This window comes from Bradyrhizobium sp. AZCC 2230 (assembly GCF_036924495.1).
GTDB classification, from domain to species: domain Bacteria; phylum Pseudomonadota; class Alphaproteobacteria; order Rhizobiales; family Xanthobacteraceae; genus Bradyrhizobium; species Bradyrhizobium rifense.
In genome coordinates this window covers 1,819,434-1,845,718 of the sequence record NZ_JAZHRS010000001.1, presented here as the reverse complement: position 1 = coordinate 1,845,718, position 26,285 = coordinate 1,819,434, and the positions used below count along the sequence as shown (strand labels likewise).

At 61.0% G+C, this 26,285-nt stretch carries 21 protein-coding genes and 1 tRNA gene; 17 read left to right on the top strand and 5 right to left on the bottom strand.

Going from position 1 to position 26,285, the window contains the following annotated elements:
* Window positions 1–50: 50 nt before the first annotated feature.
* A tRNA-Pro gene (locus tag V1280_RS08915) sits at window positions 51–128 on the top strand.
* A gap of 77 nt (window positions 129–205) precedes the next feature.
* Window positions 206–790, top strand: coding sequence for a hypothetical protein (locus tag V1280_RS08910; RefSeq protein WP_334521878.1), 585 nt, complete (start codon window positions 206–208; stop codon window positions 788–790).
* Here V1280_RS08910 and V1280_RS08905 read toward each other — a convergent pair.
* Both V1280_RS08905 and V1280_RS08900 read right to left on the bottom strand, forming a co-directional pair.
* Window positions 768–1,922 carry an integrase gene (locus V1280_RS08905; RefSeq protein ID WP_334521875.1) on the bottom strand — a complete coding sequence of 385 codons (1,155 nt, stop codon included), beginning with the start codon at window positions 1,920–1,922 and terminating at the stop codon, window positions 768–770. The two genes, V1280_RS08910 and V1280_RS08905, sit on opposite strands and share 23 nt — an antisense overlap.
* 408 nt (window positions 1,923–2,330) lie before the next feature.
* On the bottom strand, window positions 2,331–2,930 hold the full coding sequence (locus V1280_RS08900) for a site-specific integrase (protein WP_334521872.1): 600 nt from the start codon (window positions 2,928–2,930) through the stop codon (window positions 2,331–2,333).
* 154 nt (window positions 2,931–3,084) lie between these two features.
* Between V1280_RS08900 and istA the strand changes: the two genes are divergently transcribed.
* Both istA and istB read left to right on the top strand, forming a co-directional pair.
* The gene (istA, locus tag V1280_RS08895) at window positions 3,085–4,623 is read left to right on the top strand and encodes an IS21 family transposase (protein ID WP_334538124.1); all 1,539 of its coding nucleotides are present in this window, start codon (window positions 3,085–3,087) and stop codon (window positions 4,621–4,623) included.
* Window positions 4,624–4,634: 11 nt separating this feature from the next.
* Complete coding sequence (gene istB, locus V1280_RS08890) at window positions 4,635–5,378, top strand: IS21-like element helper ATPase IstB (RefSeq protein WP_334518610.1); 744 nt, start codon at window positions 4,635–4,637, stop codon at window positions 5,376–5,378.
* A 197-nt stretch (window positions 5,379–5,575) separates the two neighbouring features.
* On the opposite strand, the gene V1280_RS08885 is transcribed toward istB, so the two are convergent.
* Window positions 5,576–6,115 carry a hypothetical protein gene (locus V1280_RS08885; protein WP_334521870.1) on the bottom strand — a complete coding sequence of 180 codons (540 nt, stop codon included), beginning with the start codon at window positions 6,113–6,115 and terminating at the stop codon, window positions 5,576–5,578.
* Between the two features lie 91 nt (window positions 6,116–6,206).
* The gene (locus V1280_RS08880) at window positions 6,207–6,773 is read right to left on the bottom strand and encodes a hypothetical protein (protein WP_334521867.1); all 567 of its coding nucleotides are present in this window, start codon (window positions 6,771–6,773) and stop codon (window positions 6,207–6,209) included.
* 324 nt (window positions 6,774–7,097) lie between these two features.
* Between V1280_RS08880 and V1280_RS08875 the strand changes: the two genes are divergently transcribed.
* Window positions 7,098–8,207: a hypothetical protein gene (locus tag V1280_RS08875; protein WP_334521864.1), complete on the top strand. Its 1,110-nt coding sequence runs from the start codon at window positions 7,098–7,100 to the stop codon at window positions 8,205–8,207.
* A 40-nt stretch (window positions 8,208–8,247) separates the two neighbouring features.
* Entirely contained in the window at window positions 8,248–9,135 is an 888-nt protein-coding gene (locus V1280_RS08870; protein WP_334521861.1) for a hypothetical protein, read from the top strand.
* Between the two features lie 57 nt (window positions 9,136–9,192).
* On the opposite strand, the gene V1280_RS08865 is transcribed toward V1280_RS08870, so the two are convergent.
* Window positions 9,193–9,753 carry a hypothetical protein gene (locus V1280_RS08865; RefSeq protein ID WP_334521858.1) on the bottom strand — a complete coding sequence of 187 codons (561 nt, stop codon included), beginning with the start codon at window positions 9,751–9,753 and terminating at the stop codon, window positions 9,193–9,195.
* 542 nt (window positions 9,754–10,295) lie between these two features.
* On the opposite strand from V1280_RS08865, the gene V1280_RS08860 reads away from it, so the two are divergent.
* The 11 genes from V1280_RS08860 (at window position 10,296) to V1280_RS08815 (ending at window position 26,090) form a co-directional block, all read left to right on the top strand.
* Window positions 10,296–11,126: a hypothetical protein gene (locus tag V1280_RS08860; protein WP_334521855.1), complete on the top strand. Its 831-nt coding sequence runs from the start codon at window positions 10,296–10,298 to the stop codon at window positions 11,124–11,126.
* Window positions 11,127–11,360 carry a hypothetical protein gene (locus tag V1280_RS08855; RefSeq protein WP_334521853.1) on the top strand — a complete coding sequence of 78 codons (234 nt, stop codon included), beginning with the start codon at window positions 11,127–11,129 and terminating at the stop codon, window positions 11,358–11,360.
* Window positions 11,361–11,481: 121 nt separating this feature from the next.
* Entirely contained in the window at window positions 11,482–11,706 is a 225-nt protein-coding gene (locus tag V1280_RS46740; RefSeq protein ID WP_442895114.1) for a helix-turn-helix transcriptional regulator, read from the top strand.
* Between the two features lie 157 nt (window positions 11,707–11,863).
* Entirely contained in the window at window positions 11,864–13,129 is a 1,266-nt protein-coding gene (locus tag V1280_RS08850) for a hypothetical protein (protein WP_334521849.1), read from the top strand.
* Window positions 13,126–13,803, top strand: a complete 678-nt coding sequence (locus V1280_RS08845; RefSeq protein WP_334521846.1) for a helix-turn-helix domain-containing protein — start codon at window positions 13,126–13,128, stop codon at window positions 13,801–13,803. Before V1280_RS08850 ends, V1280_RS08845 begins: the two co-directional genes overlap by 4 nt.
* 11 nt (window positions 13,804–13,814) lie before the next feature.
* A complete protein-coding gene (locus V1280_RS08840) occupies window positions 13,815–14,711 on the top strand; it encodes a terminase small subunit (RefSeq protein WP_334538244.1) in 897 nt (298 codons plus the stop codon).
* Window positions 14,712–14,790: 79 nt separating this feature from the next.
* Complete coding sequence (locus V1280_RS08835; protein WP_334521843.1) at window positions 14,791–15,102, top strand: hypothetical protein; 312 nt, start codon at window positions 14,791–14,793, stop codon at window positions 15,100–15,102.
* A 250-nt stretch (window positions 15,103–15,352) separates the two neighbouring features.
* Window positions 15,353–17,821, top strand: coding sequence for a hypothetical protein (locus V1280_RS08830; RefSeq protein ID WP_334521840.1), 2,469 nt, complete (start codon window positions 15,353–15,355; stop codon window positions 17,819–17,821).
* Entirely contained in the window at window positions 17,821–25,008 is a 7,188-nt protein-coding gene (locus V1280_RS08825; RefSeq protein WP_334521837.1) for an LPD38 domain-containing protein, read from the top strand. The genes V1280_RS08830 and V1280_RS08825 overlap by 1 nt, the downstream gene beginning before the upstream one ends.
* A complete protein-coding gene (locus tag V1280_RS08820) occupies window positions 25,008–25,535 on the top strand; it encodes a hypothetical protein (RefSeq protein WP_334521834.1) in 528 nt (175 codons plus the stop codon). The genes V1280_RS08825 and V1280_RS08820 overlap by 1 nt, the downstream gene beginning before the upstream one ends.
* Window positions 25,536–25,547: 12 nt before the next feature.
* The gene (locus tag V1280_RS08815) at window positions 25,548–26,090 is read left to right on the top strand and encodes a hypothetical protein (RefSeq protein ID WP_334521831.1); all 543 of its coding nucleotides are present in this window, start codon (window positions 25,548–25,550) and stop codon (window positions 26,088–26,090) included.
* Window positions 26,091–26,285 lie beyond the last annotated feature (195 nt).

The following is a 26,285-nucleotide window of genomic DNA, read 5'->3' as shown; positions in this document are numbered from 1 at the left end:
GTGTGGCTCGCCTTGCGCAAAGCGGCGATCCTAGCTAATGGAACGACGTTCGGAGCGTGGCGCAGCCCGGTTAGCGCACTAGTCTGGGAGACTAGGGGTCGGAGGTTCAAATCCTCTCGCTCCGACCATTTTTTCAAATACTTTCAATGCCGTTTTGGGGCGTCTGGTTTACAGCGTACCGCCCGTTTACAGACGGTTTACAATTTTGTTCGAGATCCGTTCTTTTGAAGGGGCAATGATGCGCGGCTTTTCGGTCGATCGGCGCGGCGTCTACATCGTTGGAGGAGCACTCGACCTTCTACCTGACGATCCTAGTCAATCGGCGATCGTCGAACAGCCAGGGCGATGGGCGGCACAAGATCTAACGGATCTGCAGCGATCCCTTTTTCCCCAAGGTTTGTCGCGGCACGGGTGGCAGTATTTGTTTTTGCGGAAGGACGCGATTCTGGGATCGGACGGCTTTGCGTATTCGGCTCACGAATGGATGATAGAGCTGGTCTTTGAGAACTATCGACTAGCCCATTTTCCAAAGCGTCCTTCGCGGTTCATCTCGTACTTCGCTTGGCAGACTATTGAGCAGGCGCGGGCTTTCAAAGGTCCCCAGCAACACATCTACGAGCTTGATGGCGATGGCTTTGTAGCCGACCAAGTCTGGCTCACCCTCGGCGTCCAGGGCATTGCGAGCTACTACAACGCTGAGAAATATTGGTCGGGCGCCGGATCAGCAAAGCCGCGATGGGAAATTGTATTGCCAGCGCCGGTGCAAGTTACTCGGTTGGTCGAGCCTTAGATAACGGGAAGGTCGCCCGTTCAATGCCGTCCATCTTGTCTCGGTACTCTTCGAGCTTCGCGATGGCATTGGCTGCCAGTACGCCGCGCCGCGCGAGATAGAGGTCGATTACCTTCTGCGCTTTGTCGACAGTCCAGGTCAGTGCCTCGGCGATCTCCGGCGCGGTCGCGCCAGCCTCGGCAAGCAGCGTCGCGGCTGTCCCGCGGTTGTCGTGGAAGTTGAGGTCGGCGGTTTTGACGAAATCGGCATCGGCAGCGATCGCCTTGGCATTGATGGCATCGATCTTGTCGCAGTCCTCGCGCCAGTGCTCGTTGAAATAGCGCTTCGCATAGGCCTTGCCGGTCGGCGTCAGCATCACCAGCGCGCCGGCCTTGGTTTCCTTGAGCTTGTCCAGATGCGCTTTTAGCTCGCGCGTGGCGGGGATCCAGAGCAGCTTGCCGGTCTTGGTCGAGCGGATCTGCACGCGGCTTCCGTCATAACGCGTCCAGGGGAACTTGCGGACGTCGCTGGCGCGCATCGCGGTGTTGCGGACCATGATCATCGCCGTTGCCATGGCCGGCCGTGCCGCACTGATGAATTGCTGCTGCAACTCCTCCGGCCAGGTGAGCTCCGATCGGTTGCTCTTGTAGAGCCGCGCGAAGGTGTCGAGCGGATTGAACTTGATGACCGCCTTTTCCTTTGCGTAGGACAGCACGCGCGCAAGCGCCGCAACCAGGTTGTCGGCCGATCGCGGCGAGACCTTGCCGAGCTCATTGTGCCAGGCGAGGGCGTCCTTGCGAAACTCCAGAGCATCGTCGGCGTCGTTGAACGTGGCGACGGGGCAGGTGCCCCAGCGCAGCTCGATCCGCTTCAGCTTCCAGATGTACTGCCGCCTGTGTTCCTCACTGAGGCTGTCGAAATAGGCGGACTGGTCGAAATGCCTGATCAGCTGCACTAGCGTGTCGTCGCCCCTGGTGCGCATTTTCTTCTCGGCCTCGGCATAGCTCTCGGCGAGCCGGGCTTCGTCAAGGGGCAGGTCAGTGGCGCGGTGATAGAGGTGGATCTTGATCGATCCGTCCTTCTGCCGCTTCTTGACGCGATGGACGCCCTTTAGCTTCAGCGGTTTGTTAGGCGGCCTGGGTCTTCCGCGCATTCTCGGCCTTCCAGCGCTGGTACGGGGTCAGATCGGCAACGGAGTCTGTCACAAGGCCTGATGCGCGGTCCAGAGCCGCATCCAGGGCTTTCCGGTCCCATCTGTTGGTGCCGGGGATAGCCTTGGGGACAATGCCCTTCTGGAGCCAACTGTCGAACGCAGCCAATGTGTGGCAACCACAGTAATCGGCAGCTTCTTGTTTGGTGAGACAGCGCTTATCTGACACGGGAGCACCTTTAACCCGTTCGCGTAGCGCCCTGACTTGGTGGGCATCACATTGATTGCACTTTGCAACCGCGAACAACTGCGATCGCCTTGTTACGAGAGGACCGAACGATCTCAAAAATGCGTTTGTCGTGGCCGAATTCGTACGACATTTTTCGGTGCTCCGCACCGCGACGCCGCGCGCTAAACCAGCGCGAAGCTTGCTGCGTTGCCCTCAAAGAGCGAGCCGATCCGGATGTATTCGAGGGTGGTCGTGAAAGACTTGTGCCGCAATTGGCGCTGAATCGCGTGACCGGGGGCGCCGTTCTTGGCAGCCGAAGTTGCCAATCCGGAACGGAGCGAGTGGCCGGAAAAGGTTTTCGCCAGCGCGCTGGCTTTTTCGGCCGCGAGGCCTTCGGCCAGAGCCGTCTTCCCTATGACCCGCTTCACAACCAAGGCGATACCTGCCCCGGTGATCGCACACGCTCCCATTTTGCCGTGTCGACTGATGGGGCGGAAAATTGGTCCGGCCGTGATGCCTGAGACCGAGAGCCAAGCCCTGTAGGCACGAACAGGGCAAACGGCCTCATCCCTTCCGAACGGGATGCCGATCGCTTCTTCCTCGCCCGCCTGGTTCGTTTTCGAGCTGGCCAGTTGCACAATGAGGCCGTCGGCAGTTTCCTCGATCCACCCAGGCGCGTCTGGATTCTCCGCAGTCCAAAGGCCGGCGAGCTCAGACCGGCGGAGACCGGCGGTGCTGATTCCGCTCGATGTCGCCCACCTTTCCGGAATGATCTCGCCCACCGTTCCGATTTGATGTCGCCCACCATTCCGAGATGATCTCGCCCACCATTCCGGGATGATGTCGCCCGGGGTGACGAGGCCTCTTCTGGCTCCGATACGGTCCCGCCTTTCGGCTTTGCGAAGGGGGACCTGGATGCCGACGGAGAGGCTTGCGATGCGCCACGTGCGCGAAGTGATCAGATTGAAGTCGGCTGGGATGCCGACCCGCGAGATTGCGCGGCGGTTGGGGACGGCGCCTTCGACGGTGCGGTTGACGATCCGCCGGTTCGAGGCGGCGGGGCTGACCTGGCCGTTGCCAGACGACGTCACCGACACGGTGCTGGAGGCCCGGCTGTTCGCCAGCGCCGGAGCCGGTCCGGGCACCCGGCGGGGCCATCGGCGGCAGGCCGAGCCGGACTGGGCGGCGGTGCATCGCGAGCTCAAGCGCAAGCACGTGACGCTGTCGATTGTGTGGGAGGAGTACATCGCGGGCGAACCCGGCGGGTATCGCTATTCGCGGTTCTGCGAGCTCTACCGGGCCTGGGAAGGCCGGCTGTCGGTGACGATGCGCCAGTCGCATGCGGCCGGCGACAAGCTGTTCGTCGACTATGCCGGCGACGGCGTGCCGGTGGTGATCGACCGGTTCACCGGCGAACGGCGCACCGCGCAGATCTTCGTCGCAGTGCTCGGCGCATCGAGCTTCACCTACGCGCAGGCGACCTGGACGCAGGGCCTCGCCGACTGGATCAGCGGGCACGTCGGCGCCTTCGAGGCGATCGGCGGCGTGCCGGCACTGCTGGTGCCGGACAACACCAAGGTCGCGGTGATCAAGGCCTGCCTCTACGATCCGCAGATCAACCGCAGCTACGCCGATATGGCGGCGCATTACGGCACCGCCATTCTGCCGGCGAGGCCGCGACGGCCACGGGACAAGGCCAAGGTCGAGCAGGCGGTCCTCATGGTCGAGCGCTGGCTGCTCGGACGGCTGCGCCACCGGATCTTCCACAGCCTCGCCGAGGTCAACGCGGCGATCGCCGAGTTAATGACCCGGCTCAACGAGGAGCGGCCGATCCGGCGGCTCGGCGTCACTCGCCGCAAGCTGCTGGAGGAGATCGACCGGCCGGCACTCCAGGCCTTGCCGGAGAGCCCTTACGTGTTCGCTGAGTGGCGGATCTGCCGGGTCAGCATCGATTATCACGTCGAGATCGAGGCGCATTATTACAGCGTTCCGCATCGCTTCGTCCGCGCCGAGGTCGAGGTGCGCTTCACGGCCCGCACCGTCGAGATATTCCACAAGGGTGAGCGGATCGCCGCGCATCAGCGCATGAGCGGCAACCACAAGCACACGACCGTGCCGGAGCACATGGCATCCAGTCATCGGCGCTACGCCGGCTGGACCATCGAGCGCATCCGCAAGGACGCAGCCTCGATCGGGCCGGCGACCGCGGCGCTGTGCGACCTGATCCTCGACGAGCGCGCGCATCCGGAACAGGGCTTCCGCGCCTGTCTCGGCATCATCCGGCTCGCCCGATCCTACGGGCACGAGCGGCTCGATGCCGCCGCCATGCGGGCGATCGATATCGGCGCGCGCACCTACGGCTCGGTCAAATCGATCCTCGCCAACAATCTCGATCGGCGTCCTTCACCCAAGCGCTCCGCGGACGACGCGCCGATCCTTCATCCCAACATCCGCGGGCCGCGCTACTACAATTAGGAGATCTCATCTTGCTTACCCATCCGACCCTCGATCAGCTCCACGCGCTCGGCCTTCACGGCATGGCCAAGGCCTTCGCCGACATCGAAGCCGGCGGCGACGCCGCAAGCCTCGGCCACGCCGAATGGCTCGCGCTCCTGCTCGAACGCGAAGCGTCATTGCGACGCGACAAGCGGCTGTCGAAGCGGCTGCAATACGCCAAGCTGCGCCAGGAGGCCTGCGTCGAAGACATCGACTACCGCACTCCACGCGGCCTCGACCGCAGCCTGCTGACGATGCTGGTCGAAGGCCGCTGGATCGATGACCACGCCAACCTGCTGATCTGCGGGCCCTCCGGCGTCGGCAAAAGCTGGCTCGCCTCAGCGCTCGGCAACAAGGCCTGCCGCGACAATCGCTCCGTGCTCTATCAGCGCGTCCCGCGACTGTTCAGCGATCTGGCCTTGGCGCGCGGTGACGGCCGCCACCCCCGCCTGCTGCGCGCGCTCGGCCGCGTCGATCTCCTCATCCTCGACGACTGGGGCCTCGAGCCGCTCGACGCCGCGGCCCGCCACGACCTCCTGGAGATCCTCGAGGACCGCTACGGCCACCGCTCCACCATCGTCACCAGCCAGCTTCCCGTCGATCAATGGCACGCGCTGATCGGCGACCCCACCTACGCCGACGCCGTTCTCGACCGCCTGGTCCATAACGCCCACCGGATCGATCTCAATGGCGAGAGCCTGCGGCGAACCCGTAAGCCCGGCCGAAAGGCCTGAGCCCGTGGCCCTGTGGACATGCCGCTGCGCTTGGACAACGCGAAGGGCGTTGCCCACATGCCCACAGCAGGAGCAGCAAAAAACAAGTCCTTCGAGCCGCGATTCAAGATTGACCACGCGGCTTCGCCGATGCCAGAAACCAGACAGCCAGAACGCCTCGCGCCCCGGGCGACATCAAATCGGAATGGTGGGCGAGATCATCTCGGAATCCTGGGCGAGATCAAATCGGTACACCCGGGCGAGATCATCGGAATCCGCACGGCGGCGAAGCCTATCAAGAGCAGGGCGCGATCACGGTGCCCCTGCAGCGTGTTGGGCGTGGCCTGCATCGCCCTTCGCAGATCGGGCGACATCAGCGGCGCTTTCTTCGTCTTCCGGACATGATGCTTGTTGCGCAGCCCTTGCCAGAAGACGCGGAACCGCTCGTCGGAGGTGTCGAGTTTGAATCCGCGGGCTCGATGGATCACCCGGATGGCAGTCAAGCGTCGAAGTAAGGTCGAGACCTTGAGGGTGCCGGCGAAAGCGGTCAGGTAAGGCACGATCGTTTCAAAGAGATCTGCAGGAAAGGACACCCGACAATGCGCCGAGCACCAGGCATCAAAATGTTCCCAGTCGGTCTTGTAGGCGCGCTGGGTATTTTTCGAGTGCGCGTTCTTCACGTACTCGCCGGCGCGCTCGCGAAGCTCTTCCATCACTGAAGGCAGACTCGTGGTCTGCACGATGAGCTCAGTGTTCATCGCGTTGTCCGTTCTGATAATTGAGGGTTATCGGAAGTGTGGTGGTCGGGAAAAGCCGCCGTGCCGTCTGGCCCGGCGGCTGCTTCCGATTTCAGTACAAATAGGGCGGCACTTCGGGTGCCGCACGACCGCTGATCTTCTCGATCGCGCGGATGAGATTGTTTTGGAGAGCAGCTTGGTATTCGTCGATCCCGACCTCGTCCTGGATCGTGCAGAGGATAAATTGAGCCAAGTGCATCACGCCGTAGAGCGTGCGAGGTACCGTATTTTTGATCCTCTCAAGAGCCTCAAGGTCGTCGTTGATCGTTGCGTCGCTGGGATCTTTCAGGCTTTTGCTGCCGTCGCCCCGTTCCTGGATTACTCGGCTCATCACGTTTCGATATTCATTCAGCGCGTGGATGATCGGGTCATCGAGAACGGTGCCTCTGGAGCGGGCCGTCCGGACCGGTCGGCGTTGGGTCGTCGGCTGCTGCAGGGGCTGCAGGGCGTGGACGCGTTGGGCGCTGGCTGATTTACTCATACTCGTCTCCTTCTGATTGGCCGGCCGATCGCCGGTGGGTTCATTCGGAGGCGTCTTGCGTGAGCTGGCAACCTTCTTCTTGGAAGGGGAAGTATCTCCGGACGGAGTCGTGCTATCGTCGGAATCAGCCTTCGGCATGACTTACCTCTTGCTCGATGGTTAGAGCCGGGGGAGAGCTGCAATCTTTCCTCCGGCTTGATTTTCTGGTACACGATAATCATGGCGCAGTCAATATCACGTACGCGAAAATCTCGAGGCCGGCCTTCTACCGGCGCTCAGTCGGTGCATCTGCGAGTGCTGCCCGAGCAATCCGCGGCGATCGATGCTTGGATTGAGAAGCAAAAGGATGCGGACCTAACCCGACCGGAGGCCATCCGTCGCTTGATCGATCTCGGTTTGAAGGGGAAACTTAAATAGTGCTGGCAACATTTGGGGCATGGCGTCGTAAGGAATGGTGTTGAAGTGGCAGTTGATCTGAATCTGAAAGTTGCACGGCTGATTGCAGACTTCCGTTCGACGCTTGCATTGATTGATTTCATTCAGCATGAGCTTGAAAAGCGAATTGTAGCGCGGCTTGGACTAATCAAAATCGAGGCGCTAATCTCGCTGGCAGGCACTTATAAGAATGAGGTTAAGCGTTCCCTTGGCCCCAGCGGGGCGGCTGCTGTGCAGGCCCTTGAGGTGCTGCTCGCCCAATTGCGGAAAGATGTCGACGGCGGCGTTCGCTCGGTTCGCAATGCGTTAGTCGGTCATTCGCTCGCTTTAAACCTGCGCGAAATTCCGGAAAACTGGTTGTTTCTGGGACATTCGACGTTCACAATTCTTTCCCAGGATCTGGATAGAATTGACGATGAGTTCGCGAAGCTCGATCCTGCCTATGTGAAGGCGACACAGCCTTCTCCGCTCGATCCCGCTTTGCTGACATTTTGGTCTGCGCCCAACGTATTGGGGCCCGTTGGCGCGGCGCGCGTTGTAACCATGCCAACAGGGTTATGGACGCCCGATGTGGTTGCGCCAGTGCCTGGAGGGACCAAGCTTCAAGATGCATCGATCCGTGTTCTCGGTCTGCGACTAAGCATACGTCAAGCCGGCCTGCTCTTTCTTCCATTTTGGGCTATCGGTGGCACTGTCTCCACCTATGAACGACTGTTGCTGGAGCTTACTGTTGTGGATTTTTTCGCTCTCGAAGAGGCGATCTATACAGGCAATGTTAGAGGAGGCACGTCCTCGCTGGTAGACGAGTGGGCGTCTGAATCGCCGATGCATGCGGGAGTCGCTATTTTGAGCTCGATGCGTGCGCACGCGTCACCCTCCCTGAGCTTATGGCGCGATCAAGTTCGAAACAAGATCTGTGCTCATCTGGATCCTGATATCCCAGCCGCGGATCTCGAAGTTGATAAATGGCCAATGGTCGTGTCCGACTTTAACGCGGAGATTGAACGGTTGTGCCAGCTGCTGGGTACGGCCGCGCGGCAAGATGTCCGGACAATGATATTTGTCGCGCCTGCAACGCCGATCAAGAATGGAGTTGTTCCGCCGCGAGTGGGCGCGCCGACGTGGAATCAAACATAGTGAGATCTGCAGCGACTGCTGGTCACGAAAGGATATCTCGGTGTCTGCCAAATCCGAAAAGCTCTGCTTTGTCGTCGGCCCCATTGGGTCGCCGGGTGAAGACACGCGAAATCATGCAGATCTGCTGCTTGAGTTTATCATCAAACCGGTGATGCTGGAGTTTCCCGGCATTGTCGTCAAGCGGCAAGACGAAGATTCAAAGCCGGGAATGATCGATACCCAGATCATCGTCGCGTTGCGCGATGCGGACCTTGTTATTGCGGATCTGTCGCACTTGAATCCCAACGCCTTTTACGAAATCGGAATCCGTCACATGGTGAGTAAGCCGATTGTGCATATGCAGCTCGACAATCAGCGCATTCCCTTCGACGTTAGCTTGTATAAGACTGTTAAGTTTTCTTTTTTGAACCCGGAGACTTACAGAAAAGCTCGTCTAGATTTGAAAGCACAGGTGTCACAGGCGCTTGCAGATAACTACGTGACGGACAATCCAGTCACTCGGGCGCTCGGTCAGCAGAGCCTCAAAGAAACAAAATCGTCTGAGCTCAAAGTTGTCTCGGATATGCTTTCGAGTCTTGGGTCAAGAATGGATGCGCTAGAAGGTCGTACGGTGCGGGCTTCAGATGATTTTCGTGATGGTTTTCGACCTACTGGGCCACGTTATGCTGATCGGCGACCGAACGTTGTCGTGACAACGGCAGCGCAAACCGGAGATGAGCTCCTTTCTATTGCAAGCCGAATTGCATCGGCAATGCCTCCATCTTATAGGGTGATCCCTGTATCAGCGAATGAGCTCAGCATTCAGGCATCGGGCTTTGTCGGCAAGGATGTGCTCGATGCTGTCTCGAGCATTGAAGGTGTCGTAGCAATCTCTCCTATGATCGGACAAAAGGGGGCGAGCATTGGTGTTCACGAGGGTTCTCGCTGAGTTGCAATAAGCCCAAATTATCGTAAGTCAGCCTGGCCGAAAGCGGACCTGTTTGCGCTATTGATATTCAATGAAGCCAAGCGACCTTCGACATGCTGTTGATAGATTCATGCTCAAATTCCTCAGCAATACGTTCTCGTCCGGTGTTTGATCGAGAACTATCGAAAACTCATCGAGCGCCTTAGCGACATGGTCATCTGCGACCATCGGGACCGCACCCCAAAACAGGTGCCAGAATTGCGTTTCGGCATCCCGCCTCACTGGATCATTGCGATCCCTGATTCCGATCATGGATGTTGCAGAAACGAGCTGAAAATAAACTTCCTGGCGTTTTGTTGAGAATGGCTTCTGCGCCTCTATGAGGGCGGCCTGATTGGCCTTGACGCGCTCCTCGAAATATTTCGACAAGGCGACAATCGCTCCTGCGATCGCAACGAACCCGCCGATGAATTTGACCACGATGTCCCAGAAGTCCGCCTGAGCTTTATCCAGCCGAAACATCGCTAACCGATCGTGTGCGAAATAAAGGACAAGCGCCAGCACGACAATGCCCGCGATCAAGCCGATCAGTGGCTGTCCGTAGCGTCGTGCTCTCTCCGCGAATTCTCCGATCTTCACTTTTTCCTCCCCTAAAGTCCTCCGGTTGGCGTGGTGTTATTTGCAAGAGGCCGTAGCATATCTCCGAAGCCCCCCGGGATGGGTTCGCTGCCGCTCGACCGGAGGCTGTGATCGGAGCGATGATTCAACTCTGTTGATAGAAATATGGCCTTTCGCTGCCACCTAGTCTATTTTGATTCCGTCGACGGCTTTGGCGCTCTTGCTCGGCTTGAGCATTGGTGAAGCGCCAACGGGGTCCGCGTCCGGTCAGCGCGTTGATCAGGATGAGGCGGGCGCCTGGTGATGGGTGGCGCACCCAGGATAGTGCCGCGTTGGCACTCACGGAGTAGGGCGCGGCCCTCGGAACTGGGATGCTTTTCCCAATGCGTGCAAGGCGTTCACAATTGGAAAGAGCGTTAGTGCGAGCCAGGGCTTCGAGCATGAGCCGTGCCTTGGATCAAGTTTCATCTGTCGCGGGGGCTAGGCCGGCCAGCCGATAAGCCGAGCACCACACTCAGCTGCCCCCGCCGTCACCATTGTGGTCTCGCCATGTGGAGGCAGACATGTCTATCGATCAAGCGCAGCGCCAAGTTAGAGAACAATCTGAGTTGGTTTGGGGCATTGGCGCAGCGTTAAACTACCTTTGGGCTACCATCGGCCGCGACGCACCAAAGAGCTTCGTAGAAGGCTTGTTCTTGAACATCATGAAATCCGGATGCGTGCGGTGGACGTCGAGCGATCGCCCATTGCGCAATGATGGAGATGCATCGTTTTGGGCGCGAGCCAGGCTCGAAAACAATCAAGTCGTTCACTGGACGCCGCAAAAAACACGCTCACTCTGGACTGGCGTCAGCGCTGATGATTTGATGTTTTATTGCCGCTATCAGGACAAGCCGCAAGCAATGACCGAGCGCGTTGTGAGATCGGATACGATCGATCGCTCAGTTTGTCCCCCCATGGTTCCGCCAGTGATTTTCCGCCGCAGCACAGCTGCGGAGGAGGGGCCGTTGTTTGATGATAATCCCCTTGTAGTTCGCAGCGCAAAGCTGCGGATGCTTGGTCAACTAGTCGAGTTGGTGAAAGCAGACGCCCAGGGCCGGTCACCTGCTGTGCCCATCGATGATTTGGATTTGGAGCAGGTCGCGAAGTTGCCGAAGGCGGAGCGAGATGCGCGCGACAGGCGATTTGATCGCCTTAATGGTCGAGGAAAGGAGGGCGTCACAACGCGCTTGAGGAAGCAATTTGGGGGTAAACAGGATCATTGGGAGGCTCTCTTTGACGAAATATTCGGGCTGGTTCGCGCCGAGATTCCAACCAAGGGAAGACCGTCCGAGGCGACTAGAGTCAAGATGGAGCAGGTTGCCGAGGAATGGATTGAGAGGCTGGCGGCGTAAATGTCCGATACTCCCAGCCTTTCTGAAATTCTTCAATACTTGGACGATCTGAACTTCAGCCAGCTAGAGAATGTCAAGGTTCTCGGGAATGGCCTGGGCCGCCCGGATCTAATGGAGATATCTGATCTAGATGCTGCCGCAGCAGCGGTCGAGGAGTTGCTTGAAACCGATGCTCGCGCGGCATCAGTTCTGAATGTTTATTGGAAGACCCGACCGAAGTCCGGTTCAAATTGAGCGAATGCCAACTCGTACGAGTTTTGACGACATTCGCATTTTGCGGAATTGGCCGTAGGGCCGTTACGTCGGTCCCTGTTGAACCGCGATTGTAAGCGGTTGCCAAGACAGGGAACGACAAATGTCAGCGCAGGGCGCCTCAGCCGAGATCATTCCATTTCACCAGCGTCCAACCTGCACGGTTAAGGAGGCCTGCCGAGCAACGGGCCTGAGCAGAACAACGCTCTACGAGCGGATGGCGGACGGAACGTTGCTCACAAAGCCAGTCGGCCGGCGTCGCCTCGTCAACGTGAAATCACTACTCAAGCTCGTCGGGGCCGAGCCCGAGGCCGGCTCTCTCGCATAGCAAACGCCGCCCCTGGCCGGGCGGCGTTGGCATTTCAGCAATCAGGAGTCGAAAACGTGAGCATAGCGCAAGGCGAGCGTCGCCTTAACACGCCAAGTTTTGCCGCACCAAAGATCTGTGATCGGTGGCGGGCACGTCCGAAATGCGGGAGGCCCACATGACGGACCTCGTCCCCTACGACCAGGCCCGTATCATGCTGGCGGAAGCCAAAACGGTTGACGACGTTAAGCAGATCCACGACAAGGCTGCGGCGATGGCGGAATACCGCCGCCGCGCCGGCGACCGTAGCCTCGAGATAGACGCCGTCGAAATCCGCATGTTCGCGCAGCGGCGCCTGGGGCAGATGCTGGCCGCGCAGAAACAAACGGTCGGACTTCATCCGGGTGGCCGCCCCTCGGAAAAAACCGGTGCCGCGCCGGAACCGGTTTTACGCCCGACGCTGGCAGATGCGGGCATCAGCAAAAAACTGTCCTCGCAGGCGCAGAAGATGGCGGCACTGCGACCGGAGGCCTTCGAGGCCAAGCTCACCAGCTGGCGCGAGGAAGCCCGCGTCGCCGATCGCGTTACAACCAATCTGTTGGAGGTCGGCCGCGCCGACGAGCAGCGTCAGGCGCGGCGCGATCTGGCGCAGGCGCTGTCCGATACCGCACTCGAACTGACCGGCAGCCGTCGCTATCCGGCGGTCTACTTCGATCCGCCTTGGCGGCGCAAGCAGGGCCTGACCAACCGCTCCTACGAAAACCACTACCCGACCATGACCTGGCCCGAGATCATCGCTTGGGCGCGCTCGATGCGCGACCGATTGCTCGACGATGCATGGGGCTTTATGTGGATTCCGCGCGCGCATCTGTTTGTGCTGGTGGAGATCGAGATCGAGGTCACGATCGCCGCGACCGGCGAGGTGGTGACGGCGCGGGTGGAGATGCCGCTGGCCTGGGCGGTGGCGCAGGCGATGGGCTTTGACGCCTTCTCGACCTGCTTCGTCTGGACCAAGACTGACGCTGAGCACCCCGACGACATCGGCGCCGGCATCCTGGTGCGCGACCAGGATGAACTGCTGCTGCTGTTCAAGAAAGGCCGCGGCCTGCCGAAGCCGAAATCCGACGAGATCTTCGGCAGCAATCATCGCGAGCGCTCCCGGCCGCTTGGCCATTCGCGCAAGCCGCAATTCTATCGCGAGATGATAGTAAAGATGACAGGGGGCATTCCGGTGTTGGAATGCTTCGCTCGGCATGATGCGAATTTTCCGCTGCCGCCAAACTGGGACTCTTGGGGGAATGAGGCGGTGCCTCCGGGGACATCGATCAATCTACCGCAATTTCTACCGGCTCATGAAGCCAAGTCGTTCGACGAGATCGGCCAGTTGGCATCACCGATGCCCCCTAGCAGCGATGGATGTTCCTCTAGCGGGGGCCTACGGTGAGTATTCAAGCGGTAGGATGGGCTCTGGATCAGGAAATACGGGACCCTTGGGCAAAGCTGATCCTCATCTCGTTAGCGAACCACGCCGACCACACGACTGGACTTTGTTGGCCGTCCATGAGGCTGATAGGCAAGGAATCATCTTGCCGGCGGGAGACCGTACTTCGGAAGCTGCCAGAGCTCGAGGCTGCCGGCTTTATTCAAATCATCAAGGCAAGAAAGGGTGACCGAAGGCGGGTCCACACTTACCGTCTACTGCTGCCCGGTTGTGCGCCGGACGCACATCAAGTGACGGCCACGCGGCGTGAAGCGCACACCGTTCAGCTGTGCGCTCCACGCACAATGGGTTGTGAGCCTGCAGTCACAACCAAGAACCGTCAATTGAACCGTCACCCCATCCCCAACCCCTACCCCCTGGTGCGCGACGTGGAGGGAAGGGGCTTAGCGGTAAAGGAAGCCAGCCCAGAGATCTTGCAAAACGAAGTCGCTCAACGCCTAGGGCGTGGCGATGTGGCTGTGGGTTGGGAACAGTTAGGCAGGCTTTGCGAAATGGATCGTGAGCACCTGACCTCGCTTCACGGCGCTGGGCAGCTGACAGATCGCGATATCGAGAATATTCGTCTACGACTGAGCCTTGATCGTTCAACAGCCATCGCCCTTGGGGGACTGCAGTGATTGTGGCGTGGATGTGTCAAATTGGAATCCCCCCGACAGTATCCATGCGCGTCGACGATAAAGCCGCGTGTTATGCGTTCGCTCGAAGCCTTCACCACCGAGCATCGGCTCGGAGTCAATTGGCTCAATTTTCGAAATCGACAAGCGATCAACGATTGTGGCAAACTCGTGCAGATTTGGAATCGCGCCAACAATCTTCGCGCCCGATCATCCAAAATCGGCCTGCTATGCGCTGTTGGCATGGTCGGGCACAGACTAGAAAGAATCGAATCCGATCTTTAGGCTCTGAAGACATGTCCAGACTTCGAAATCCCAAGCGCGAGATGTTCGCAGTCGAAGTCGCCGCCATGACGCCGGTCGATAGGGCGTATCTGGCGGCTGGGTACCGCAGCAAGCCGAAGTGGGCGCGGCCCAATGGTAGCAAACTTGCCGGCGTGCCTGAGGTCGCCGCCCGGATCGCCGAACTCAGGAGAGAATTCACGGCGAGCTGTGCGCTCAGTGTTGAGTATCTGCAGCGTCAGTTGCTGCCAGCGGCAGAGGCCAATGTCGCGGATTTCTTGTCGGACGACGGCAAGATCAAAGCATTGTCGGGACTTTCTCGCGAGCAAACTGCGGCCGTCGCGGCCGTGAAATTTCACGAGAACGGCGCGATCTCCGAACTCAAATTGATCCCTAAGGAAGCGGCGGTCAACACGTTGCTCCGGTCCGTTGGGGCAATCGTCGAGCAGCACGCGCATGCGCACATGAGGATCGGCCCGGAGAGCCTTGCGGATCGATTGAACGCCGCGCGCGATCGCATGGCTCTTAGTCTGGCCGCGCTCAGTCATGAGGATCAAGTGCAGCTCGCCGACACTCTTGAGGCGATTACGGATGAGTCGGACGATGGCGCCCCGCCCGATAAAGAGTAGCGCCGCGTTGGCGGAAGAGTCTGATCAACGCGCCCTCGCATTCATACGCAGTTGTCGAGAGGGACTTGCTCGAGCCTATTTGGCTGCCAACTCTGCCAAAGATGCTGACAGCGCCGCCGCAGCGTTCGAGGCGGCACGGTATGAAGGGATCCGGCAGGGCATAAATCTGCTCTCGTCATATCCGATCGAGAGGGCCGAGTTTGACGCTTTGCCATTGCTGCGGAGCGAAGACGAATTTGCTCGACAAGACGATCCCAAGGGTGGCGATCTGGTCGGGCTTCATCGCTGGCGAGCCGGCGGGGCCTGCTGGGTTCTGGTCATGGCGAACGCAAACGGGACCGCAGCATTTTTTCAGCCCGAGTTCGTTGACGGGCCGGCGCCGCTGAACTGAGTATAGTGCGAAACGAGCACCTGGACGACCAAGGGATATTCGGTAGCTGTTCGCCAGCAACACGCGACGGCTGACCGTCCATAATCATGTGTTATCGTCAGTAAGGACCGCCAGCGAACGCTGCACCTGGTGAACCCTCGACAACCATTTTTGTCGTACGAATTCCCACGACATTCGGCCGTTTGATGTGGCGGCCGCGCGATCTAAGTAACACTCATGCGGCACCGCGCCGTTTGAGGCAGCTTTACTGATGACCTTCGGTAGTCATCCGCTCGAATACACATCGGTCCCAACAGTCAATCCAGGCGTGGGCGGCACCGACGCGCGGGAACGCATCTCGACCGATGCCGGCATGTTCGGCGGAGCCGTCGCCCAGGGCCTCGAAACCTTTGGCGTCGGGCTCGAAAAGGCGGCGAACACCGGTTTGCAGATCGCCTCGGAGCACCAGGAAAAACAGAACGAGGTTCATGCCGCGGAAGTCGGGACGTGGCTTGCCGACCGCGTCACCGACCGTCACGCGCAATATGCGACCCTCGAGGGGAAGGCGGCGCTCGATGACTTGCCAAAATACAAGCAGGACCTCGAAGATCTGTACAAGCAGGCGATGGGGCAGGCGCCAAGCGAGTCCGAGAGGGCGATGGTCGCCAAGTCGGGGCGATATCTTACGTCTCAATTCTATCGCTATGCCACGGTACATGCGGCGAGCCAATCGAGGGCGTGGGCGGATAAGACCGCTGTCGATCGAGCAGGCAACAATGCAAACCTGGCTTCGATCGCCAATCAGAACAACGATCCGCAGGGCATGGACGTTGCCCTCCACGCTTCGGACGATGAAGTTCGAAAGCTGTTCGAGCAGAAGGGGTATGACGCCGAGGCGATCGAGGCCGAGGTTTCCAAGAACCGCGGGAGAAACCTTCAGCGCATTATCAAGGAAACAGCCGCCTCGGACTCCGACGCGGCCGTCAAAATGTTCGTCAGGTACGCTCCGCAGATGGATGCGCAAAGTCGGGCCGAGACGGGAGTGTACCTAAAGCCCATCCGCATCCAGCAGATCGGCAAGCAGATTGGCGATGAGGCTCTGGGACAGTCGCCGCTTCCTCCTACACTGAACGACGAAGTCGACCGCGCGGCTTCGATCGCCGGCCTTGATCCAGGTCTCCTGCGCGGAGTAATTCGCATCGAGAGTTCGGGCAATCCGGCTGCCGTAACAGGAAGCCACAAAGGGCTCGGCCAGCTGTCCGATGACGAATTTCAAAAGTACGGCGGCGGCGACATTTTCAATGCGCGAGATAATCTTCGAGCGACTGCCCGCAAGCTTGCAGATGAGGCGGGGGAATTTGAGCAGAAGTACGGACGTCTCCCGACCGCGGCCGAGATGTACCTGACCCACCAGCAGGGTGCCGGTGGGTTCGCAGCGCACATGGCAAATCCCGATCGTCCCGCTTGGCAGAACATGCTTTCGACAAAGGAAGGCCAGCAGAAGGGTGAGGCATGGGCCAAAGCTGCGATCTGGGGAAATGTCCCCGATCGCGACAAGGCACGCTTTGGCAGCGTCGAGAATATTACCAGCCGGCAGTTTACCCAGCTGTGGGAGCAGAAGGTCGACGCTGCCACCGGGCGCGCGCTTCCGGACAAATCTGAGGCGTTCTCACGCGCACGCGACCTCCTTCAAAGCGGCAATGCCGGTCCAGCGCTCGAGGCCGCAACGCTGACATACCTGGGTCGGCGGTATTCCCATGAGGAGGCAGAGACCGCGCTTGAGACGCAGCGGGTCGAGGGGCTTGTGAAAAGCGACCTAGCGTCCATGACAGCGACTGGGCGCGGCGTCGACGATCTCAATCCTAATCGTGTGCAGCGCGCCCTCGGCACTGCCGCAGCACAGAAATGGGCAGAGGATAGGGATGATGCGCTGGCGACGTGGTCCGCCACACACGATCTTGCGTCGCTGACAGATGCGCAAATTGACGAGCGGTTGACCTCGATTGCACCAGAACCGGGCGACAAGGACTTTGAGCGAAAGCAGGCTGTGCACACAACGGCGAGCGCGGCTGCTACGAAGCTCCGAAAGCAGCGTGATATCGATCCGGCGGAGACCGTGGGCTCTGATCCGCTCGTAAAGGCGGCCGAGGCGGCGCCGGCCGGTCCAGGCGCCGTAAGGGCCATCGTCGAGGCGAGGCTTGCCGCCCAGACGAGAGCGGGCATCCCCAAGGAAAATCAGTCGCCGATCACCCAGGCTGAAGCGATCACGCTATCCCGGCCATTGCGCACGATGCTTCCCGGTCAAGAGCGGGACGTGTTGACCGGCATGGCGACCAAGTTCCAAGACATTTATGGCGAACATGCAGATGAAGCGTTCGCCTACGCCCTGCGAGCGCACAAGGTCGATACCGAAGTGGCGCAGGTCGCTGCGCGGCTCGTGAAGAAGCTCGGCCTCGGCCAGCTGCCCGACGAGAGCGAGGCGCGGGTTACGAGCGCAACCGCCGAGCTCGGAGCAGCCGAGCGCGCTGTGTCGGCGCCGGCGCCCTTCGATCCCAGCTATTCGGTTCCGGGATATGGCATGGGTCCGATGCAGGCACAGCCTTCGCGGGCCGAGAGCGCGGCGATTCCAACGCGCGCGATTATCGATTTGCGCCTTAATCCAAAGTTGGCCGTTGATTTCGACAAAAAGTATGGCGCGGGCACCGCGGCCAAGATCTTCGAAAACTATCCGGTGCGGTGATGGCGGAGCAAGCACCGAATTCCGCAGGACCTGATGGCCTCGCCGAGGGGCTGATCGAACCCGGCAACATCGACTTGGCCGATCGAAAGAAGATTGCCAATCCAGAGGCTGGAGGCGACTCCACGGTCTATTCGATGTCAGCCAACGTCGATGGACGTGAGGTGTTGATGCCGCGGGCGGCGGAAGGGAAAATCCTTTCGGAAGCGGAAGCGATCGAACGTTACCGCAAAACAGGAGAGCACCTCGGCAAGTTCGATAATCCGGAGCACGCGACCGCATATGCGAAGCGCCTTCACGAAGCGCAGGAACGGTACTACGGCAATTCTGCAGATCGAACCGCCTCGGCCGCGTCCAACCATTTCGATCAGTTCGACACCGATGCGGACGCTGGTGAACCTGGCCTTTATGAGCGTGCGCGACTAAATGCCTCCGATTCATTTTATCGGGGCACGCTCCGCGGATCGACCGCGTTGGCTGGCATGGCAAAGGTCGTCTCGGCGGGCGACGAAGTAACGTCTGAAGTGCGTCAAGCGGCTGCCATCGCGCTAGGGCGCAATCAATCGGCACCAAGCACTTTGATGCAAGACCTTCCGGTTCTGACCGACGGCGAGGTTCGACAATGGCGCGACGATCAGCGCACACAATATGCTCAGATTGTTGCTGACCTCGCGCGCTATGATTCAATTCGACCATGGAGCGCGTCGGGAGGATGGACCGGCGCGGCTGAGGGGGTCGCCGCAGTAGGCGGACAGATAAGTGGCGGGCTTTTGTCTCCAGAAAATTTGCTGGGGGGCACGGCGAAGGGCGCAAGCTGGCTTGCGCGCACCGGTAGGGCTGCGTTGCAGCAGGGATTGATCAGCGGCGTGGTCGATCCGGTACGGCAATATTTTAACATCGTTGGTGGGGTGCAGAAAGAATATAGCCTCGAGCACAACGCGTGGGCTTTCGGCACAGGGGTCATCATCGGTGGTGGCGTGCACATTGCTGGTGAACTGATCTCCTCGGCGCGGCTCAAGGATATTCACGCCAACTTGGCATCGGAGGATACACAGTTCGCGAGTGCGGCGACGGATAGCCGTTCCGCTGGGGCGGCCGATGCCATGCCGGAAGAGGCTACACCGCCCGTGGTTGCGACGGCCGTCGAGCCCGGAGCGAGCGAGAGTCTGGCTGGTGATAAACCCCCATTATCGAAAGTTTCGGAAGGTTCGGCTGAACCAGCAGAGACGCGGAATAGCGATGCATCTCGCCAACCAACGGCACCCTATCGCGCGCCGCCCGAAGCACCTGATCCTCTCGATCTCGCGATGGGAGGTGAATTGTCGGCAGAGCGAGCCCGCAAGGTTGCAGCAGATCTTGAGCAGCAACAGCGTCGCGTTGAAGACGAGATCTTCGGCGATCGAGCTGACGAGTGGCGAAAACTGCACCGGAAGTCTGACCGCGCTTGGGACAATGCGCGCGACGATGAAGCGCGTGCGACCGATACCCAAATCGACAAGTTGGAGCGAGAGGTTGGACTGACCGAGGCAGACGAGAACTGGCTCAACGGGCAAGGATGGCCCGAGCATTCGGTCCCTGAAGATTGGAAGCATCTTGCGGAGTCTTTGCATGAGATCGAACTCGGCCGTGAAGAAGCGGTCGCGATCGGGGCCGCTGCTGTGCGGCATCTGCCGAAGACACGCGATTGGGCCGGGATGAATTCCCAAGAGCGCGAATCCGTACTGACGATGCTGACCGCCCTAAACGAAGAGAAGCGCGCGGGACGCGATCCGAAGGAATTCCTGCGTGATGTGTTTCAGGAGCGGACCAAGCGCTACGGAGGCGGCGCCGATGCTGACGAGGTTGTCGGCTACCAAATGCAGGAACTCGCTGACCTGCTCTCTGCTCCACTCGAACGATCCGATGCTCCGCTTTCACGCGGGCCCGGTTCTCCCCCGCTTCCCGTGGCTCACATCGGGTCGGTCGGTCTACCCGGCGATGCCGTTCCGAACCTGGGCAACCATCGTGTTGCTTCAGCTGATGGACGCTCCATCGACGTCGCGCCGCGCGTGATCGAGGCCTCCGACCTCAAGGCATCCTCGGATGCCGGCTTCGACCAGACCCTCCAGCCGCGCGACCGGGATAGGGCCGCAAGCCAGGCACAGATCGCGGATATTGCCAATCGCCTGGATCCTGAGCGCTTGGGAATGTCTTCTGAAGCGGATCGTGGCGCGCCCATCGTTGGGCCAGACGCGATGGTAGAGAGCGGCAACGGTCGCGTCATGGCCATCCGTCGCGCCTACCAGGATGGCGGGGAGGCCGCGCAACGATACCGCGAATGGCTGTCTCAGCAGGGCGTCGACCTTTCGCACTTCCGTGAGCCTGTGCTGGTTCGCGTGCGGCTTACCGAATTGTCGCCAGAAGAGCGGCAGGCCTTCACGGTTGCGGCAAACCAGTCAGCTTCCCTGGGCCTCTCTGCGCCGGAACGGGCACTGGCCGATGCTCGGTTGCTTCCGACCGAAACACTCGATCTGATCCGCAACGCCGATGACCTGGGCGCCCTGGCGAACCGCGATTTCACCCGTGCGTTCGTAGCGAAGCTGCCGCCGACCGAGCGTGCTGCAATGCTCGATGCCGGCGGAGGACTGTCAGCCGAAGGGCTCACCCGAATTCGAAACGCCGTGCTGGCCCGCGCCTACGGCAATGCGCATGTGCTCACGCGGATTGCCGAGTCCCTGACCGACGACAGTAAGAGCATCTCAAATGCCCTGGTTTCGGCTGCGCCGCACTGGGCGAAGATGCGCGCCGAAATCGAGGCGGGAGTAGTCCGCGCCGACATGGACCTGACGCCTGAGCTCCTGGAGGCCGTCCAGCGGACCGCGGATCTGCGCGCCAAGGGCACGAAGCTGCAGTCGCACCTTGATCAACAGGATGCTTTCGATCGGCTCAGCGAACCGGTGGAAGCGTTCATGCGGATGTTCTACGATCCGTCTGGCCGACGCGCCGCCGCTGGCCAGCGGATATCCGATGCGCTCCGGTTCTATGCCGAAGAGGCGCGCAAAGTGACGGCCGATGCCGGGCTCGATCTTGGCCTCGTGCCGGTGACCGCCCGCGACGTTCAGACGCTCGCAGCCGGGAAGGGAGCAGAGGGCTATGTCAAACGAACCGATGAGGGCGGCCTTTTCCTCACCAGCAGCTCTGGTTATCGCGCGCACAGCACGGCGCGTGGCAGACGCATACAACGACAAGACGCTGCGATCAGCGGCCGAGGCACTGGAGCGACGCTCCCTGGAAGCAATCAAGGAGCGCCAGGCCGAGCTGCCGGCGGCCTAACCCAGCCCGGGGGCGCGGCCAGCGAGGGTGCAGCAGCTCTTCGTCTGGCCTCCGATAACAGGCAAATATCGCGAGCATCAGACGTCGGGCTCGCCGCACTCAGCAGCCGCCAAGGCGGTGGTCGGTTGCCGATGGAGAAGGCGAGGCCGACCGAAGGTGTCCCAGGTGATAGCGATGCCGGGACCGCCGTGGCGACGGTCCCCGAGCCGCCGCCGTCCGCGCAGCGACAATTGGCGGTCCAGAGCCTGCAGCAACAGGCGATGGATCTGGCCAAGCGCCTGGACTTCCCTCTCCGCGAGGGGAGGGTAAGGCCTCGATCGGCGCTGGGCGTCTTCATGCCTGGCACGGGTGTCGTCCGCGTCCGGGAAGTGCCGGACTTTGAGGTGGTGGCACACGAAGCGGGGCACGCCATCGAATACAAGGTCGGGCAGGATCTGACCGATCTGACGGAGCGGTTCGCTACCGAGCTGCGGCCGATGGTGACGAACCCGGCGGCCTATGACCCGTCGGTGCATGTGAAGGAAGGTTTTGCCGAGTTTGTCCGCCGCTACATCGGCAACCCGGCCTGGGCCGAGCAGAACGCGCCGCAGTTCACCAATGCCTTCCGCGATTTCATGCGGAAGAAGGCTCCCGACCTGTTGGCAACGCTCGATCGGGCCGGAGAGGCGTACCGGGCCTATCTCGACGCGCCCTCGGTCAACGCGATCGGCTCGGTCGTGCGGAGCGTCGACGAAGAGCCGCATGGCCTGATCGCGAAGGGCATCGCGGCCGTGCGGGAGGACGGCCTGCCCGTCGTCATCAAGTCGGTGCTCCAGAACGCCTATCGCGCGATCCTCGATGAGCGGGCGCCTGTCGCCACGGCGGTCCGCGACCTGGCCAGAGCGATCAGCGAGCAAACCGGTAAGCCAATCGATCTCAAGGCTGCGGACAATCCCGAGATCCTGATGCGCCTTGCGGGGCGGTCGCAGCAGGCTGCGGTTGGGGACATGATGGAAGGTATCCGTCCCTATCATGCCACGGTGCCCGAGGGGCCATCGCTCTCGGCCGCGCTCGAAACGGCCACAGGCGGCCGGAATTCCGGCGGCTGGGGCAAGTGGGATCCCGTCAAGAAAGAGCAGTTCAGCACGTACCTGGTCGCGCGCCGCGCCGAGGTGTTGTGGCGCAAATTCAAGGATGGGCGGCTCCTGAACCCGCCGGCGGCCTTTTCGGTTGGCGATGCCGCAACAGCGATGGCCGATCTCGAGGCGGCCAATCCCACCTTCCGGCAGGCCTCGGACATGGTGCACGCTTACACCCGCGAGCTGCTGCGCAAGGCCTATGACGGCGGCCTGATCCCGGCCGAGCTCTACGGCAAACTTGGGACCGAAGAGTTCTACGTTCCGTTCATGCGAGATATGTCGGACAAGCCATTGGCTTCCTCGGGCTTCGAGTCCTCGAGCGAGGGGCCCGGCATGACGCAGGTGGTCAAGCGGATGACGGGTTCCTCGCGCGACATCAAGGATCCGATCGAAAGCATCATGATGCAGACGTTCCTGGTGAACCGGACGCTGCAGCACAATGACGTCATCCGCTCATTTGTGCGCCTGGCCGATCAGGCCAAGCTCGCCGGCGGCAAATATGTCGAACGCGTGCCCGCTCAGGAAGCCCGGCAATACACGTTCGACCTTGCCGACGCCGTCGAGCGGCTGGCGAAAAAGCACGGGGTCGACGCCGACGACACGGCCTTCATCACAGGTGCTTTGACGGACGTCTTCGGGGAGGACCCCATCATCGGCTCTTTCTTCAAGATGGAGCCGACGGGCAAGCGTGGCGAGCCGATCGTTTTCTACAAAGAGGGCGGCGAGCTGCGCGCCGCGCGCTTCATGTCTGAGGCCGAGGGCCTGCCGCTCTATGAGCTGGTGACGGCGCTGCCGGCGAAGATGACGGACCTGTTTTCCGAGGTGATCGCCGCCTCGTCTTCGCTGGTGCGCACGGGAATTGTGACAAACCCGACGTTTGCACTGTCGAACTATATCCGCGACCAGTTTGCCACGGCGCTGCTGCGCAGCGACTACGTTCCGATCCTGAGCGGCATGAAGGGCGTCTATGGCGAGTTCACGCAGAGCGAGGCGGCGCGGCTGTACGGGGTCGGCGGTGGTGTTTCGCCCGGTTCCTCGATCACGCCCGTCGAGCGCGCGATTGAGGCGGACGTCAACGCGCTGGCCAAGAAGGGCTATCTCGTCAACCGTGTGACCTCGTTCAAGGGCGCAATGGAGCTAGCGTCTTTCACAGAAGCTGGCACCCGCAATTCTGTGTTCGGCAAGGTTTTCGAAGCCAAGAAGCTGCAGGGCATGTCGGACTACGAAGCCATGGTCGAGGCCGCTTTCCAGGCGACGGACCTCCTCGACTTCTCCCGCCACGGCTCGCGCACGGAGGCGGTCCGGCGCTACGTGCCGTTCATCAACGCGCACCTGCAGGGTCTCGACAAGGCTTACAGGACGATGGTCCAACCGGTGCTGGATCGCCTGCGTGGCGACCAGGTGCTTGCAACGGACAAGCCCGCATTCCGGAACGCCATGGCGTCGTGGGGCAAGGTCTTTGGCGCTGGCGCGGTGCTCGGCGCCGGCTGGGCCGCGCTCAATGCCGGCAGCGAGGCGTACCGAGATGCCAGCCCCCAGCTGAAGGGAACGCATCTGGTGATCCCAGTGGGCGGCAAGGTGTTACTGGTACCGAAGCCCTTCGAGCTCAGCCTGGGCTTCACGGCTGGCGAATATGCCTATCAGCGGTTTGCCCAGGATGATCCCCGCGCGGCCGCCCAGTTCGTGCAGGCGGCCTGGGACGTTCTGGCACCGCCGAATCCTCTCACCGACATTCCGATCATCAGGACGCCGATCGAGCTGGCGACGGGGAAGAGCCTCTTTACGGGCCGGGATATCGTCCCGGACACGATTGCGCGCCGGACCCCGGCCGAACAATACACGGACCGCACCAGCGCGCTCGCCAAATACATCGGCCGCACGATCGGGGTTTCGCCAATCAAGGTCGACTACGCCGTCGGAGCTGCATTCGGTACGTGGGGGCGGGATGCCATGGCACTGTCGCAAGGCGTCGACCAAGACGCGCCGGCGGCTAACTGGGATGATGCGGTCTTCTTCCGGCGCTTCATCAAGGACCCGACCCGGACATCTGACGTGACCACGAAGTTTTGGGATCTGATGGGCCAGAGCAATGGCAAATTCAATCAGGACGTCGCCAGTTACGACAACCTGGTGAAGACCTTTAACGACGCCAATGCGCAGCAATTTCTTTCGAGGTTGCCGTCGAGCGAGAAGGCCTTCGTCACACTGAAGTCGGCCGCGAATGAAGACGGCAAGCCGGCCTTTAACGCGGACCAAAAGCGCCTGCATCCCTTGGTGAGAGCTGCCGACGCAGTCGCGCTCCTCAACAGCATGCGGCGCGACCTGGTTGGCAACACGTTCAATACGTTCGAGTCGGGTCAACCTCTCAAGATAGCCCCGACCGCGCGCCGCGACCTGATCGACAACATCCGCGAGCTCGCGCAGCTCGAGATGCGAAACGCCTTCGTCATCATGAAGGAGCCGGGCTACGCCGGGCGGCCGATGATCAGCACCGAGACGGCGATGGAGAAGATCCGCGCACTGTCCCCGCTTGTCGCTGATGAGATCGCGGCACGGTATGCCACAGCCAAGATCTACACCACTGACGCGGTCGCCGCGGCGTACCCCGACCTTCAACAGGCTTTGGTCAGGGATGGATCAGAGGCTGACCTGGGGGCGCTAGCGTTCGACGCCAAGGCCGACGGTTACGAATTTGGCGGGGAGCGCGTACGGAGGCCGCAGAAGCGGCGCCTCCAGATCGTGCCTGCGGGAGGGCGTTGATGACTCGGCTGCGGAATCGTCGACATGAACTGTTCGCCCAGGCGATCGCCGAAGGGAAGTCGCGCGGGGATGCCATGGCTGCTGCCGGCTATCCCTGGCATCGGGGAAATCAGAACCGGCTGGCTCAATCGCCTGACGTGATCGCACGGGTGGAGGAGTTGAGGAAGGCCAGCGATCACATCGTCGACCTGCGGAAGCTCGATCGGGGACGGATCCTGATCGAGCTGGCGCGCATCGCGTGTGCCGATCCTCCGCTGCGAGCCGCTATAGCCACGAATGGTCCCGATGCTCTTCTGGCTGCTCAGCCGGTCCTCCTCGTCGACATTCGGCTGGAAGGCGTGTTGGCCAAGCACATCGAGATGAGGCTGCTCGATGACCGCGGCGCGCTCAGTGCGCTGCTCCAATACGACGGCGAGCACGAGAGCCCTTCAAACTTGGACCTGAGTCAGTCAATTCCCGCCGATTTCGCGGCGCTCGAGCGGGTCTTGCGTGCCGTGCTGCGCAATCGTGAACGACCCGCCGAATAGGAGATCGAACAGATGCAGAGAGACGCAATCGTCCCGGATTCCCATCGCTCGGCCGAGAGGCTGAGATCACAAGCTGGTCGTGACATCGCTCGGATCAATGAATTGAGCCCGCGATACGATGCCGCCCGCATGAGGATCCTGCAGCTGAACCCGGCGGAAGTCGTGCCGGAGTTTGGCCCAATGCCCGCAGAGAACGACCTTGTTGGCCTTATGCTGCTGGCGGACAGCGAGCCGTTCATTGCAGAGCTCGAGGCCCGCGCCGAGGCATTGGAGCAACAGCGCCTCGATAAAATGCCGGAGACGCAAAAGCTGCGCACTGAAGTGAACGAACTCAGGGGACTATTGCATGCCGCGATCGCGCGCATCTCAATACTCGAGGGGCGTTCACCAGGTCATGTCGGGACGACCCAGCCGAATTCCGCGAATCCGCGACCGGCCGCGCCGCCAATCCTAGCGCCGTCTGGAGGTGCGCCGGGTTTGGGCGGGGTCAGTGGCGCATTCGGCCAGCCATCTTCAGCCGGGGGCGGGGTCCGCCGGCTGGGTCCAAGGGGGTAGGGGGAGTTGCACGTGAAACGTCAGCCGCGCAGCGAAGCGTCGAAGGCTCGAGCGAGTGCTAGGGCAAACGCGTACTGGGCCGATCCAGCTGTAAGGACGGCGCACGGCGAAAAAACGCGAGCCCGGATGGAGGATCCTGAGGTCCGGGCCACAATCAGCGAACGGACGCGGGCCGCGCGCGGGTCGGATCCTGCA

What these genes read in the sequence shown, in the direction of transcription:
- V1280_RS08905 (WP_334521875.1), bottom strand. Translation starts at nt 1,922, where the DNA reads ATGCGCGGAAGACCCAGGCCGCCTAACAAACCGCTGAAGCTAAAGGGC.
- V1280_RS08860 (WP_334521855.1), top strand. Translation starts at nt 10,296, where the DNA reads ATGTCTATCGATCAAGCGCAGCGCCAAGTTAGAGAACAATCTGAGTTG.
- V1280_RS08850 (WP_334521849.1), top strand. Translation starts at nt 11,864, where the DNA reads ATGACGGACCTCGTCCCCTACGACCAGGCCCGTATCATGCTGGCGGAA.
- V1280_RS08855 (WP_334521853.1), top strand. Translation starts at nt 11,127, where the DNA reads ATGTCCGATACTCCCAGCCTTTCTGAAATTCTTCAATACTTGGACGAT.
- V1280_RS46740 (WP_442895114.1), top strand. Translation starts at nt 11,482, where the DNA reads ATGTCAGCGCAGGGCGCCTCAGCCGAGATCATTCCATTTCACCAGCGT.
- V1280_RS08885 (WP_334521870.1), bottom strand. Translation starts at nt 6,115, where the DNA reads ATGAACACTGAGCTCATCGTGCAGACCACGAGTCTGCCTTCAGTGATG.
- V1280_RS08820 (WP_334521834.1), top strand. Translation starts at nt 25,008, where the DNA reads ATGACTCGGCTGCGGAATCGTCGACATGAACTGTTCGCCCAGGCGATC.
- V1280_RS08825 (WP_334521837.1), top strand. Translation starts at nt 17,821, where the DNA reads ATGGCGGAGCAAGCACCGAATTCCGCAGGACCTGATGGCCTCGCCGAG.
- V1280_RS08880 (WP_334521867.1), bottom strand. Translation starts at nt 6,773, where the DNA reads ATGCCGAAGGCTGATTCCGACGATAGCACGACTCCGTCCGGAGATACT.
- istA (WP_334538124.1), top strand. Translation starts at nt 3,085, where the DNA reads ATGCGCCACGTGCGCGAAGTGATCAGATTGAAGTCGGCTGGGATGCCG.
- V1280_RS08840 (WP_334538244.1), top strand. Translation starts at nt 13,815, where the DNA reads ATGTGTCAAATTGGAATCCCCCCGACAGTATCCATGCGCGTCGACGAT.
- V1280_RS08815 (WP_334521831.1), top strand. Translation starts at nt 25,548, where the DNA reads ATGCAGAGAGACGCAATCGTCCCGGATTCCCATCGCTCGGCCGAGAGG.
- V1280_RS08830 (WP_334521840.1), top strand. Translation starts at nt 15,353, where the DNA reads ATGACCTTCGGTAGTCATCCGCTCGAATACACATCGGTCCCAACAGTC.